The following is a 14,884-nucleotide window of genomic DNA, read 5'->3' as shown; positions in this document are numbered from 1 at the left end:
CTCCATCAATTTTCGATATATTTGGAAATAACTTTTATATCCCTAAATGGAATTATCAGACTTTTTACTTTCACTTACTCCTTTCGATTCAGACGAGCTCAAAGATATTACATCGCATTTTGAAGAAGAATTCATTACTAAAAACACACTTTTGATTGAGCAAGGCCAGGTTTGTAAAAAACTTTATTACATAAAAAAAGGGATGGTAAGAAGTTACTATCTAAAAGAAGATGGCAAGGAAATAACGCAATGGTTTTTTAGTGTAGGTAAGTTTATGAGTAGCGTAGATAGTTTTTTCCAACAGCGACCGAGTTTGTATTATTTAGAAACTCTAGAAGATTCTGTTGTTTATTCAATTCCCAAAGAAAAAATGGATCTGTTGTTTTCAAAATACCACAAAATGGAACAGCTGGGAAGATTAGCTTCAATTGAAATGCTTACAAAAGTAGTCAACAAGCTTAACGCTATTCAGTTTCAGTCCGCTCGTGAACGCTATGAATATATGTTGGCAGAATTTCCAGATATTTCCCATCACGTACCTTTAGGGTATATAGCCTCTTATCTTGGAATGACTTCAGAAACGCTAAGCCGCATTCGTAGAGGATAAGAAACCTTACCTTTTTTAAATAATAGACAACATATCATTACAATCTAAATATTTTATTCTAGCTCGTAATTAGTTAAGATTCGAATAACATTTTTCCCTAAGTCTCTGATTTTTAAAATATTTTAGATATACTTTTTTGACTTAGGTCAAAGGAAACCTCCTCTAATTGCTATAAATTTGCAACGAAATTATAAAACCGTTATAAATGCAAATCAAAAAAGGCATATTCAATTTCCTATGTATCAGTATTATTGGATTGTTTTCTAATTTAAGTTTTTCACAGGAATTAGATCCTGTTTTGCAAGACCTTATTAAAAAAGGTTTAGATAAAAGCCAAACTGTGAATATTAAATCACTTGAGGCACAGCAAGCAAAATTAGATCAACAACTAGCGAAATCGGTATTCATTCCAAAAGTTACATTGAATGGTAGCTACACTCGCTTGAATGATGATATCACTTTTGACGAAGACACTCAAAACCTCTTAGTTGCAACGCAAAAACTTCTTATTAAAGAAGGAGCGGGATTGCCTTTTAACGCGCCTTTTCCTGATGGAATTCCTTTAAAAGAAACCCCAAATCTTCAGGATAAAAATATTTTAAAGACATCTGTTGACGTTGATTGGGTTCTCTTTAGCGGCTTTGAAGCAAGCAACGCAATTAAAGCGAGTAAACACAAAGAGTCTTCGCTAAACTATTTGGGAATGGCAGAAAAAGACAAGCTCGCTCTTAAAATTATTGAAACCTATGATAAGCTTGCTTTGGTTTATGCTTCGGAGAAAGTATTAAACACTTCCGAAAACTACCTAAACGAACAAGAGCATTATGTGCGAAAAGCAATTGAAAATGGTCTTGCCACCCCTATCGGAAGAAAGAAAATTGAATTAGCACAACAGCAGTTAGAAGGTAAAAAATTAGAATTCAAACATAACAAAACTCTTTTAATTGAAGCCCTACACCAACTTACAGGCGAAAGCAGAGATAATTTAAAATTATTAAGACCAAAGCTGGAGTCTTTTAGCTTGAGTGCAACTTCTAATACTGAAAAGCGAAATGAAATTAAAGCATTAGAAGAAGCTGAGCAGGCAACACTTTATAAATCCAAAATGGAAAAAAGCCATTTTATTCCGAAAGTTGCATTAAAAGGTCACTACGAATTTATTGAAGAATACCTATCGCTTTTAGACCCTAAATGGTATGTAGGTGTTGGAATACAATGGAATATTTTTGACGGAACTCAATCAAGTATAAAAGCTAAGAAATCAAAAATAGAAAGTGAAATTTATAGAGAACGAATTGAAGAAGCCGAAGAGTTAATCGACTTGAGTATTGTAAAAGCTGAACAAGCTTATCAATCAACTTTACAGAATTCAAAAATTGTAGAAAAGGAAATTGAATTAGCTTCCGATACTTACGAAATGGTAAATAAACAATACAAAAACGACTTAGCTTCTATAAATGATGTTTTGGATGCTTTAACCGATTTAGAAAAGGCGAACTTTAAATTACAAGAATCACTTTTTGATCAGCGAAGAGCAGTAACAGAATTGCTTCACGCCAAAGGAGTTTTAAAATATTAAAGTTGTCGAGAAATGGATTTCTTTAGAATTAAATTGATGAATTTAAGACAACAAAACCAACCTACAATAAAATTATAGATTAAAAGAAATTATAAAGATGAAATCAACTAAAACCATATTAGTCGCACTTGTTTCCTTGTTAGCTTTAAGCTCTTGTGGTGATGATAAAATAACCACAGAAAGAGGAAAAGTAAAATTTGAAACTATCTCCCTAAGTAGTAAACTAGGAGGAAGAATATCAAAAATATATGTTAGTGAAGGCCAGGATGTAAAAAAGGGTGACACCCTAGCCTTTATCGATATTCCAGAAGTAGGTGCTAAAATGATGCAAGCTGAAGGTGCAATTACAGCAGCTCAGGGACAATTAAACATGGCCTATAACGGGGCTACCACAGAACAATTAAGTCAGATAGAGCAACAATTAAACTCAGGGAAAGCACAATTAAAATTTGCTCAAGAATCGTACAACCGATTAGAAAATATGTACAAAGATTCACTAGTGAGCCAACAGCAGTTTGATGAAGTAAAAATGAAACTTTCAATGGCACAGGCACAAGTAGAAGCATTAGAAGCTAAACGCACCGAAGTGCGAAAAGGAGCTCGCGCCGAACAAATAGAACAAGCCCAAGGACAACTAGATAGAGCTTTGGGTGCTAAAGAAGAAGTAGCTTCCGCAGTCAACGAAAAATATTTAATCGCTCCTGTAGATATGTCTGTTGAAACCATTAGCCTAGAAGAAGGTGAATTATTAACGCCAGGATATTCTTTGTTTAATGGCTATAAAAAGAATAGTGTTTATTTCAGATTTACTATTCCAGAATCTAAAATATACGATTATAGACTAGGCCAAAAGCTAACTATAGAAAACCCTTACACTGAAGAAGTTATTCAAGCTGAAATTACTGCTATTAATCAACTTGCTCAATATGCAAACATTACTAGTACAGCACCTTTATATGGATTGGACGAGTCTATTTATGAATTGAAAGTAGTTCCAACTGGAAATATTGAAGACAAGACGTTTTATTTAAATGCAACAATGCTTATTAAATAATAAGCTTTTCAAGGAGTGACTTAGAGCCAAAAGGTAGGTCATAAATCAAATACAAGATTGATATACACGAACTAATCCAACGTTTTAAGTCCTATCGTCTTTGTCTAATGAAAAACTAAATTATGAATAAATTTATAAGACTTCTTCGAATTGAATTCAAGCGTATTTTCGCAAACGATGTACTGCTTGCTATCTTTTTTGGAGCCCCTGTTCTATATGGTATTTTATTTGGCTATGTATACCAACAAGCCAAAGTTGTAGATTTACCAATAGTGATTATAGATCAAGATCGCAGCCCTACTTCAGACAAGATTATAGATGCATTTGGAGATAACGAAGGTTTATTGGTGAGCGATGTACGTTATACCGCAGGAAATCTAATCGATGAAATGCCGACGCAGCAATATGCAGCTGTCATTACGCTACCAAGTAATTTTGAAGCAGATGTATTCCAGAAAAAACATCCAGAAATACGCGTAGATTTAAATATGGCGAACATCTTAAACGCCAACACCGCTAGTAATCACATTCAAGCAGTTTTACTGACGCTAAATGCCGGAATGGAAATAGAAGGTTTGAAAAAACAAGGGATGCACCCAGCCCAAGCTAAAGCCTCTTATGAAAGCTTCAAGATTAATATCAATAAACTGTATAACTCCACTGGTAACTATGTAACTTTTATGCTACCTGGTTTATTGGGTGGTATTATGCAGCAGATTATTTTCTTAGCAATGGCTTTGGTTTTCTCAAGAGATTTTGAGGATGGCTACTTTGGAACTTTGGTAAAAGAAAGTAAATCTTCTCTTTATCTCATCGCGCTAAAAACCACTCCATTTTTAATAATGCTTCCTTTCATCTGGTTGGTTGTAGCATTGTTTTTCCCATATTTTAATGTGGACATCAACATATTTAACTTTCCGATGTTTGTACTAGTTGTACTATTAACTTTTGCATCGATCTTTATTGGAATGTTATTTTCAATTGCAATACCTAGTCAGTTAAAAGCCACTGAACTTTTAATGGTAATTTCTACACCCGCATTTATTTTAAGTGGTTTTACTTGGCCAACTATGGCTATTCCAGACGCAATTACCAATATTGCGCAGTTTATTCCTCTTACTCAATTTTTAAGCGGCTTTAGAAAAGTTGCATTTTATAACGGAGATTTGGCTTCAATAAAACCAGAATTAGGTATGTTGTTTATCATTATGGCCGTTTCCTTTATAGCTATGGTTATTTTACTTCAACTGAAGATTCGTCTTCATAGAAAGAAAGGAAAACAAATAACTGAATAGGCAGGAAACATAAAATATCACAAACAAAAAAGCCTCTCAAGGAATTTCTTAGAGAGGCTTTTCTTTAACAACTTCTGCTGAAGTTAACACTATTATCTTATAACCAATAAAGGCATTTTCCTATTTCTAATTAACAGGTCATTTGTGACACTTCCAACAAATAATGACGTGATATTACTTCCTCCTCTTGCAGAAACTACAACGATATCTGCATCCGTTTTTTCTGCGTGAAGTTCAATAGCTTCAACAACCGAATACCCTTCTCTATCAATATATTTAAAAGGAATATTTTCTGATATTTTATATTTTTTTCTGAATTGCTTCACTTTATCCTTTAGGTGATTCTTAGTTTTATCAATAGCCTTTTCCGAATTGATGTAAGGAAAGAAAAATGAAGGAATATTATAAACGTGTAGTCCTTCAATTTTTCCCTCTGAGCGCTCCACCAAACTACCTGCAACAGCAAAACATCGGGCAGAAGCCGAACTAAAATCGGTAGGCACCAACACATTATTCATTTCGTGTTTAGCTTCTTCAGGAACTAGTAATACATTAGCATCAAGCATTCTTACTAGCTTCTGGTTTAAAGCTCCAGTACCTTGTAGTTCATCTTTATTACCAACTACCATTATATCAATTTTGTATTCTTTAGCCAGGTGACTTAAGATACTTTCAGTATAATCATCAGTAGTTATTAAAACGGTATTAGGTACAGATGCCGTATAATACTTATCGATAGTTTTTTGTAAACCTCGATCTACAATATCTTCTAAGGTTATTCCTTCTTCAAGAAATTCGTCATATAAATCGTATAATTTATACTGCTTTATATTATGTGTAAAATACAAATGTTCAATATTCCACACTTCACAAAGGAAATTCACGTATTGCAACAAAATAGGATCCATTTCAGTAAGATCCAAAGCAACCATCAACCTCAAGTTGTTCTCTAAATTTATTTTCTGTGTCATCTTTCTCGTGTAACTATTATGTGAAAATTTGTTTATAAATCTGTTGTGTGTGGTTTTTTCTTCGGTTGAGATTCAATATCAATCTTCTCTAGGTTTTTCTCTTCACGTTCTTCATTTACCAAATTGAGTATGTTTTTGCGATAACTTTCTCTTTCTAAAAGTTTTTCTTTTCGCTCGGCTTTATCATAATCTTCATTTATTCCTCTATACAATGAAAAACACATCATAACAAGAAGAATTGCAAAGGGCAACCCTGAAATTGTAACCACCGTTTGCAGCGCATCCAAACCTCCTCCATACATCAATACACCAGCAATTACTCCAGTAGCTACCGCCCAAATTACTCTTTGAAAAGATGGCGTATTTAATTTACCTCCTGAAGTAATACTATTTACCACAATTGCTCCTGAATCGGCTGAAGTAATAATAAAGCTACAAATTAGAACTACACCAAGCGACTTTAATACAATTGCTATTGGGAACTTATCGAAAAACACATAAAGTGCAGTCGATATATTATCGTTTACAGCGGCAATCATAGCTGTGTCTCCTAACAAAATATCACGCATTGTAATTCCTCCAAATGCACTAAACCACAAGAATGTAACCAGTGCTGGTAATATTAAAACACATAGAATAAATTCTTTTATAGTTCTACCTTTAGAAATACGAGCGATAAAAGTTCCTACGAATGGCGACCAAGATATCCACCAACCCCAATACATTATAGTTCGCATTTTTTGCCAATCGGTTCCGCGAAGTGCTTCCGTCCAAGTGGACATATCGATAAAGTGAACTAAGTAACTCCCAAGGTTCTGAATATATGATTTAAAGATAAATGTAGTTGGCCCTAAAATTAATACCAATAAAAATATAGCCGATGCTACTCTTACGTTAAGCTTACTAAGTATTTGCACCCCTTTGTTTACACCACTAAAAGCAGAGATTGTAGCTGCTAATGTCACTCCTACAATTATAATTATTTGATAGAACAACGAACTTGGAACCCCAAAAACGTGTGTTAGTCCGGAGTTAATTTGCCCTACACCAAAACCTATTGTTGTTGCTAGACCAAAAAGTGTGGTAATCACCGCCATTATATCAATTACATCTCCCATCCATCCGTGAATTCTATTCCCTAATAGCGGATAGAATGCCGAGCGCAGTGTTAAGGGCATCTTTCTATTAAAGGTGAAATAAGCTAACGAAAGCCCTACAACCGAATAAATTGCCCACCCGTGAATTCCGTGATGTAAAAATGAAAAGTTGATCGCTTCTTGTGCAATAAGAGATGGCTCTTCTCCTGCTAAACGCGGCGGAGAAAGATAATCTCGAACAGGGTCGGCAATGCTAAAAAGCACTAATCCATTTCCTATCCCTGCACTAAACAACATCGCGAACCAAGCCCATAAACTAAATTCTGGCTTCGCCTTTTTACCTCCAATTCGGATTTTCCCGAATTTACTAAAAGCCATGTACAAGCAAAAAACTATAAATAAGTTTACCGCTAAAGTGTAAATCCACCCACCGTGTGCAGATACTGCAGTTTGAGCTATTCCAAAATAGTGTTCGGCTTCATCTTCAAAAATAAGAGTAAACCCAACACTAAAAATCACAACGGCAATGGCAGAAAAAAATACTGTTTTGTTAACTACTAGACCAAGAAATGTTGAAGTGCTGTCCTTACGAGTAACTTTAATCGACATATATAAATGGTTTATTAAATAATTAGAGATTTAAATTTATGAAGATTCGTTTCACTTAAATCTTTTAAGTGCTTCTGAAAAGCTGTCTAAAAACGATTTCCTTAGACTGCTTTTATAAAATTTAAAGCTGACATTATAACATAAATTAATTCGGATTACAAATAATTCTAAAATTATACCTAGCCGTTGAGCTTTAAGAGACTTCATTTTTAAGTAAATTTGTTACTATAACACTCCAATAAAGCTATGTCTAAAATCACTGCTCAAGAAGCTTCCCAAATCGCTCAAAAACATTTTAAAATAACTGCTGAAGCTCTTAAGCTAGATGGTTATGAGGATGAAAATTTTCTGTTAGAAACAAATACAGAAGAGAAATATCTTTTAAAAATTTCTTCTGAAGAAAACAATGCGTTACTAAATTTTCAGAATGAAATATTAAGCCACCTTTCAACCAAAAACCTGACTTTTAAAACTTCAAAAGTTCTTAACTCTGAAGATGGCAATTCCCTTGTAGCACTTTCAATTGGGAAAACCGCACGATTACTCTCTTGGCTTCCTGGCCGTATTTGGGCGGATGTCAATCCTAAAACTGAACACTTAAGAACTAATTTAGGTGAAGCAGCAGGAAGTTTAACTAAAGCTTTACAAGACTTCAAAAACACCTCAGCTCATAGAGAATTGGAATGGGATTTAGCGAATTCAAATTGGACAAACAAACATATTAATCGTTTCCATGGAGAAGAAAAAGAAGCGATTCAACACTTTCAAAATAGGTTTTTAGAGATTCAGCCTGTTTATAAAAATATTCCGAAGAGCATTATACACAATGATTTAAACGATTACAACATCTTGGTTACTTCTGATTTAGCAGAACCAAAGATTTCAGGGTTAATAGATTTTGGAGATTCAGTTTTTACTCAAACCGTAAATGATCTCGCCATAACTTTAGCCTATGCGATTACAGAAATTCCTGACCCGCTTTCTGCAGCTTTAGATATAGTGAAAGGTTATAACAAAAACTATAGCTTTTCTGAAGACGAATTAAAATGTCTTTATACTTTGGTTGGAATGCGTTTGGCTACAACACTTACCAATGCCTCCATTAAAAAAGAAGAATTTCCAGACGATGAATACTATGTTATAAGCGAAAAACCTGCTCAGAATTTACTTCTGAAATGGTTTAAAGTAAATGAGAGTTTTGCATATTATTCTTTCCGAAATGCTTGTGGATACTCAGCACATCCATTAGAAGAAAAGTTTGAAATTTGGGCGAAAAGCAATCAAATTTCCTTGAAAACTATATTTCCCACTGTCACTTCAGAAAAAATAGTGAACTTAGATATGAGTGTTGGCAGTACTTTACTAGGAAATATTTCAGAATACAACGATCCTGAAGTTTCAGAATTTAAACTAAAGCAATTTCAGAAACACCACCCAAAAACCATACTCTTAAATGGCTATTTAGAAACTCGACCTTTCTACACAACCGACGCTTTTAAAAGTGAAGGTAATAATGGCCCTGAGTATCGCACCGTACATTTGGGAACTGATTTCTGGGTGCCGGCAGAAACACCAGTTCACGCACCTTTTGACGCTATTGTAAAAGTAATCCACCACAATAATTACGATAAGGATTATGGCCCTATGATAATCTTAGAACATAGTTTTGAAGGGGATTCATTTTACACACTTTATGGGCACTTAACGCTGAGTTCTCTTAATATTTTAAAACCTGGACAAATTGTAAAACAGGGTGATCTTATAGCCTATATTGGCTCTCCAAGTGAAAACGGAAACTGGGCGCCGCACTTGCATTTTCAAATTATTTTGGATCTTTTAGGGAATAATGAAAACTTCAACGGCGTTGCGTTACCGGCAAAAGTTGATGTTTGGAAAAGCATCTGCCCTAATCCGAATCTGATATTTAAAGAAGAACTTGAGAATTTAGAGGAAGAGCTTTCAGAAGAAAGTATGATTGAATTCAGAAAAGATCATCTTGGGAAAGGCTTGAGTCTTTCGTATGACAAACCATTGCATATTGTACGCGGTGAAGGCGTTTATTTGATAGATATTGAAGGAAGAAAATATCTAGACACCGTAAATAATGTAAACCACGTTGGACATCAGCATCCAAAAGTAGTTTCGGCGGGGCAAAGACAAATGGCCGTTTTAAACACAAACACCCGCTATCTACACAAAGAAATTATAGCTTACGCTGAAGCACTGCTGAAAAAGCTTCCAGAACATCTATCGGTGATTCATATTGTAAATTCTGGTAGCGAAGCAAATGAACTTGCTCTGCGAATGGCGAAAACGGTAACTGGCAATAAAGATATTTTAGCCATTGAAGTCGGATACCACGGAAATACTAACGCTGTGATGGATGTGAGTTCTTATAAGTTTGAAGGTGAAGGTGGTTTCCCAAAACCTGAGACTACACATATTTTACCACTGCCCGATTCATACCGCGGGAAATATTCTGGAGATAACTGCGGTGTAGATTATGCCCAACACGCCAAGGAAATTATTGAAACTTTAAAAGCAGAAGGGAAGGGAATTGCAGGGTTTATTGGGGAAACACTTATAAGTTGTGGCGGACAAATTGTTCCTCCTAAAGATTATTTCAAAGAAGTTTACAAACACGTTCACGAAGCTGGTGGTATTTGCATAGCCGATGAAGTACAAACAGGTTTCGGACGAATGGGAAAAACCTTTTGGGCATTTGAGCTATACGATGTTAAACCAGATATCGTTACTATGGGAAAACCTGCAGGAAATGGGCACCCTTTAGCAGTTGTAGCTTGTACAAAAGAAGTTGCAGAAAAATTTAATACAGGTATGGAATACTTCAACACCTTTGGTGGTAATCCTGTTTCTTGTGCCATTGGTCGCACTGTTTTAGAAATTATCGAAGACGAAAACCTTCAACAAAATGCTTTGGAAGTTGGTGAGTTTTTAAAAACTGAATTAAAAAGATTACAGAAACAATTTCCAATAATTGGCGATGTGCGTGGGGAAGGACTGTTTTTAGGCTTCGAATTAAATGATTCACATAAAAACCCATTGCCTGACCAGGCTTCTTATTTGGCAAATAGAATGAAACAATTTGGGATTTTAATGAGTATTGATGGCCCAGACCACAATGTTTTAAAAATAAAACCGCCAATTGTTTTTAGTAAAAAGAATGCAGAAGAGCTTATTTTTAGACTGAATACTGTTTTTGGTGAAGATTATATGTCCTTCGGCTACACTCAGAAACCATTGAAATTTTAATAAATGAACTCTTTGTCAAAACCCTCGATTATGAAAAAAATACTTCTACTTTTCTGCTTAATTACAACATTAACTGCTGTTTCCCAAACAGAAGTTTCTGATAAAGAAGCTATTCTTTCGGTATTAAAATCACAAGAAAAAGCCTGGAATCAATTCGACTTAGAAGGTTATATGCAAGGCTATTGGATAAGTGATTCTTTGAAGTTTTACGGGAGTAGCGGCCTTACAAATGGGTGGCGAAAAACATTAAGCAACTACAAAAAGTCCTATCCTACGAAAGAACATACGGGAACCTTAAATTTCACAATCGATGCAATCAGCAAAATTGAAGAAAACTCCTATCACGTGATGGGACAATACCATTTGGTTCGAAAAATGGGCAATGCAAATGGTGTTTTCTTAATTATCTTCAAAAAGATTGATGGCGAGTGGAGAATTGTAGCCGATATGAGTTGTTAACTTCCCTTTATTCGTTCCCAAAGATCTGAAAGAAGTCTTTTAGCTTCACTCCTATCCTTTGGCTCTTCAGTAACAACAACCTTATCACCTACCTTATCTAAACGAAAACTAAAAGCGAATTTCCCAACACTCTGATCTACACTCATCATCCCAAAACGAAGATCGTTAAGGTAAATTCCGTCTTCTTTTTCAGAAACAGTATACCAACCTTGGGTGATTTTGATAAGTTGTTTTACCTTGTCTTCATTGGCTAAATCGCCAAGTGCCTCGTGATTTTTAGGGTGCGAAAAGAATTGAATTGGTTTGGTATCAAAAAAAGAGTAATCGCCAATTAGAAAAGCATCTTCAGTTTCCACATTTGCAGTCCATAGAATTGTATTAAACGGGCTAGGCTTCGTTTGCAATTCTACGTAATTAATATTTTGATCTTGCAGCGCGTTTTCAAACTTCAGATATGTAATTCCTTTAAGGATTATGGTAATTACCATATAACTACTACTCACAATTAATCCTAGATTATTAAACTTTTGTCTTTTAATACTTCCTCTTTTCTGAAGCATTGCCAAAATTAAAAATATTAGAAATGGCAAGGTATAGAGCGGGTCTATTACAAATATGTTTTTAAATGCCAATCGGATATCAAATGGCCAAAAAAGTTGCGTTCCCCAAGTAGTATGTGCGTCTAACAACGGATGAGTAACAAAACACATAAACCAGAATAAAAACCATTCTTTTAATCTGGCTCGTTTATCCCATTTTGTACACATCCAAGCGAAAAACAATCCAAAAGCGATGGAAAAAATAATAGAGTGTGTAAACCCTCGGTGGATTTCTAAAGCATTAACTGTATCGGTAAAATGACTTGAAAGCACGTCTAAATCGGGTATTGTACCTGCAATTGCACCCAAAGCCATAGCTTTGTTTCCAATCTTTTTTCCTAAAACTGCTTCACCTACTGCGGCTCCTAAAACTATCTGTGTAACTGAATCCATTATAAAAAAACTAATCTACTATCTCCATTTTCTTCAACAAAAATGAAGCATTCATATTTTGACAAATTCCAGGTTTAAATGTATAATCGAAAAAGAGTTCGTTGTTTTCTATGCGTGCATCGAAGAAGTAATTTTTTACTTCCGGCAATTCATCTGCTGCAGCACACAAACTTAAATCGTGGGTTGCTATAATTCCTGTAGAATTACTCGCTACAAGTTTTTCAACAAACTTTCGAGAGCCAATAGCTTTATCTGTACTGTTTGTCCCTTTTAAAATCTCGTCTAAAATGATAAAATAACGGTCGGTTTTAATTTCGTCAACTATAAATTTTAAACGTTTTAACTCACTAAAGAAATACGATTCATCATCTGTTAAACTATCGGTAGTTCGCATACTTGTGATGAGTTTTATTGGATTGTATTCAGCTTTTTCAGCAGAAACAGGCAATCCCATATTTCCCATGACTATTTGAAGCGAAACCGTTCTTAGAAACGTACTTTTCCCTGCCATATTTGCTCCTGTCACAATAAAAAATTCTTCTGAATTTATTAAAATGTCATTTCGAACCATAACCGATTCATCAAGTAATGGATGTCCAGCACCTTTTACTTTTAAAACGGGAACCCTATCGTTAATTTCAGGGAAAACATAATGAGGATGATTAAACGCGAAGTTCCCTAAACTGTTATAAGCATCGAAGAACGTGATAACCTCAAACCAAGCTGGAACACTCGATTTATGTGCTTTAATCCATTCTTCAATATGATAGCATTGGCGAAGGTTACGAAGTGTAAATCCATTGATTATCGGACCAAAAAGCATAACATTCCCTTGTTCTAAAACATCCAAATACCTAGAGAATTTTTTCAAGGTAGTTGAAGCTTTAGTATCGGCCTCAATTACAGAATTACGTTTCTTAGAAAGTATTTCTGAAGTAAATTCTTCATCTTCTATCTCTAAAATCAGTTTATGAAATTGGTCGAAAATGCTTTGTAGTTTGGAAGTACGAGATGACAGTTCATTTATTTTTTTCCCATAAATACCAGTAAGAATAAAACCCAATAAAAACCATCCAGCAGTAACATAACCTGAGAGTAAATCGAGGTAATTTAAAACAAACAACCCAACAGAAACAACAGTGAAAACAAATGAAACTGGTTTAATCCAATTTGGCGCAAATGCTTTATAATCTTTCAACCAACTTGTAACATCGGTTACTGAGGCTTCAGTTTTTACTAGGGAAGCAATACTTGAGAAACGTTGACGCCACTCAGCTTTCTCAGCTATTTCTTGAATAGCTTTTTGCTTTTCAGGAATAGCATCAACCTTGTTTTCGGTGAAAATTTCAGCTAGATAGTCTGAGCCGCTTTCAAGGGCTGTTCTATTTAAATATTGAAAGAAAGAACCACGTCCAAAAAGATCGATATCCTGACTGTAAAAATGGTTAGGATTTAAATACTTTTCTCCTGAAGGCAAATGATGAAAAGCTCTATTTAAAACTTCTAATTCCGTTTCATTTTGAGCTATCAATGCTTTTCTGAGGTCTCTTTCATATTGCAACGCGCTGTGCTTAGTAACTAAATAGATAAAGGTGATAATTGCAAAAAATATAATTGCAACAACTATTTTCCCGTTTCCGAAGAAAAAATAAACTCCAAAACACGCTAATAAAAAAACCAGCAATCGAATACTGCTGGAAATAGCGAGTTTGCGTTTTAAGTTTTGCAACTCCTCGGTGTAGATTTTAATCTGTTGCTTATAAAATTCTGATGGTTTGTTCATTATAGGGATTTTAAACCTTACAAGTCTGAATGACCTTTTAGGTTTTGTAATTCTGCTTGAAGTTTTTTGGTAAGTCCTTTTACTACTAAATTATATGAATGATCAATTAACTCGATAATTAAATCCTGCGGCAAATTTCCTTCTATTTCCAAAGTATTCCAATGTTTTTTGCTCATATGATATCCAGGAACAATTAATCCGTCGTATTCCTCCCGTAATTCAAGAGCACGTTCGGGGTCGCATTTTAAATTTGCTGTAGTGGGAATTGAATCGATACCTGTAAGTGCAAACATCTTCCCCATAACTTTAAAAACAAGTGCTTTATCGTCGAAAGGAAAAGATTCGGTTACTCCTTTTTTAGAGAGACAGTATTCTCTAAACTCTTCTATATTCATAGGGGGAATTTTAAACCTAGCAGGCTTGGAGTTTTAAATACTTATTTTTCAAGCTTAGGCTTATCTTCCAAAGCATAAAGCGCAGAGTAATCCAATTTCCAGTTAATTGTTTCAACTAGTGTTTCCATAAGTTGAATAGTTTCTAAAGCCTGTTTAGAAGCTTCGTTAAACAAATCGGTTTCAGGGATTTTGTCTACTATATGCTTTTTAGCTTCTTGATTAATTTCGGTTAAATCGCTAGCTGTAAATGGATTTGCCCAACCTTCGCGTTTATCGTAATATTTAAAATCGGTTTCAATAGTAAGTAGTTCAGGCTGTGGGAAATTTGTTAAAATAATGGTCTTTTTATCTGTATCGGCTCTCATTTTCACCTTGGTAAGATCGAATCCAATATGTGCTTTTGCTTCTATTAGGACCAAAGCTTTCTTTTTACCCAATAAAAGATTCACCCACTTGTCTTTTACATTCTCATAGTAGAATATTTCAGAGAAATCGCCTTCAATTGTAATGAATTTACAAACACTGCGAATTTTCTCCATTAAGATTATAGATTGCGTGTTTACTTTTTCTTGTTTTCGTACACCACTAAAACGCGCAAAAAGGAAGTAAGCTAAAATGGCACCAGCTGCCAAACCTATAAAAAGATATTCCATAAGATTATTTACTTATCTAAAGTTTTAACTAGTACATAGTTTAAAAACAAAATTACAGTTATTAAAGTTAATAGCGATTATTAGCAATAATTATAACGCATTATTTAAATCGCTTAG

The 14,884-nt window shown here is 34.6% G+C and carries 12 protein-coding genes; 6 read left to right on the top strand and 6 right to left on the bottom strand.

What is annotated here, in order from left to right:
* Positions 1-46 precede the first annotated feature (46 nt).
* The 4 genes from G3A46_RS09035 to G3A46_RS09020 all read left to right on the top strand — a co-directional run bounded on the left by G3A46_RS09035 (position 47) and on the right by G3A46_RS09020 (position 4,535).
* Positions 47-607 (top strand): Crp/Fnr family transcriptional regulator, encoded by a 561-nt coding sequence (locus tag G3A46_RS09035; RefSeq protein ID WP_165149076.1) that lies wholly within the window; start codon positions 47-49, stop codon positions 605-607.
* A 205-nt stretch (positions 608-812) separates the two neighbouring features.
* Complete coding sequence (locus G3A46_RS09030) at positions 813-2,186, top strand: TolC family protein (RefSeq protein WP_165149073.1); 1,374 nt, start codon at positions 813-815, stop codon at positions 2,184-2,186.
* Positions 2,187-2,283: 97 nt separating this feature from the next.
* Positions 2,284-3,240: an efflux RND transporter periplasmic adaptor subunit gene (locus tag G3A46_RS09025; RefSeq protein WP_165149070.1), complete on the top strand. Its 957-nt coding sequence runs from the start codon at positions 2,284-2,286 to the stop codon at positions 3,238-3,240.
* A gap of 122 nt (positions 3,241-3,362) precedes the next feature.
* Positions 3,363-4,535: an ABC transporter permease gene (locus tag G3A46_RS09020; protein ID WP_165149067.1), complete on the top strand. Its 1,173-nt coding sequence runs from the start codon at positions 3,363-3,365 to the stop codon at positions 4,533-4,535.
* Between the two features lie 92 nt (positions 4,536-4,627).
* On the opposite strand, the gene G3A46_RS09015 is transcribed toward G3A46_RS09020, so the two are convergent.
* Together G3A46_RS09015 and G3A46_RS09010 are read right to left on the bottom strand one after the other, a co-directional pair.
* Positions 4,628-5,506, bottom strand: a complete 879-nt coding sequence (locus G3A46_RS09015) for a universal stress protein (protein WP_165149064.1) — start codon at positions 5,504-5,506, stop codon at positions 4,628-4,630.
* A gap of 32 nt (positions 5,507-5,538) precedes the next feature.
* Entirely contained in the window at positions 5,539-7,212 is a 1,674-nt protein-coding gene (locus tag G3A46_RS09010) for a BCCT family transporter (RefSeq protein ID WP_165149061.1), read from the bottom strand.
* Between the two features lie 246 nt (positions 7,213-7,458).
* Here G3A46_RS09010 and G3A46_RS09005 point away from each other — a divergent pair, with 246 nt between their 5' ends.
* Positions 7,459-10,485 (top strand): aminotransferase class III-fold pyridoxal phosphate-dependent enzyme, encoded by a 3,027-nt coding sequence (locus G3A46_RS09005; RefSeq protein ID WP_165149058.1) that lies wholly within the window; start codon positions 7,459-7,461, stop codon positions 10,483-10,485.
* 30 nt (positions 10,486-10,515) lie between these two features.
* Positions 10,516-10,944, top strand: a complete 429-nt coding sequence (locus tag G3A46_RS09000) for a nuclear transport factor 2 family protein (RefSeq protein ID WP_165149056.1) — start codon at positions 10,516-10,518, stop codon at positions 10,942-10,944.
* Here G3A46_RS09000 and G3A46_RS08995 read toward each other — a convergent pair.
* From G3A46_RS08995 to G3A46_RS08980, 4 genes are read right to left on the bottom strand one after another with little or no spacing between them, the layout of a single operon-like run.
* Positions 10,941-11,936 carry a metal-dependent hydrolase gene (locus G3A46_RS08995; protein WP_165149054.1) on the bottom strand — a complete coding sequence of 332 codons (996 nt, stop codon included), beginning with the start codon at positions 11,934-11,936 and terminating at the stop codon, positions 10,941-10,943. The genes G3A46_RS09000 and G3A46_RS08995 overlap by 4 nt on opposite strands.
* A gap of 10 nt (positions 11,937-11,946) precedes the next feature.
* Positions 11,947-13,719, bottom strand: coding sequence for a DNA mismatch repair protein MutS (locus G3A46_RS08990; RefSeq protein ID WP_165149052.1), 1,773 nt, complete (start codon positions 13,717-13,719; stop codon positions 11,947-11,949).
* 17 nt (positions 13,720-13,736) lie between these two features.
* Positions 13,737-14,114 (bottom strand): MmcQ/YjbR family DNA-binding protein, encoded by a 378-nt coding sequence (locus tag G3A46_RS08985; protein ID WP_165149050.1) that lies wholly within the window; start codon positions 14,112-14,114, stop codon positions 13,737-13,739.
* Positions 14,115-14,155: 41 nt separating this feature from the next.
* Positions 14,156-14,767 (bottom strand): DUF4230 domain-containing protein, encoded by a 612-nt coding sequence (locus G3A46_RS08980; RefSeq protein WP_165149048.1) that lies wholly within the window; start codon positions 14,765-14,767, stop codon positions 14,156-14,158.
* Between the last annotated feature and the right edge of the window lie 117 nt (positions 14,768-14,884).

The organism is Aequorivita sp. KMM 9714 (genome assembly GCF_011065475.1).
In the GTDB taxonomy this organism is placed as follows: Bacteria; Bacteroidota; Bacteroidia; order Flavobacteriales; family Flavobacteriaceae; genus Aequorivita; species Aequorivita sinensis.
Note: the sequence above shows the minus strand (reverse complement) of the source record. Positions and strands in the feature narration are given on the sequence as shown.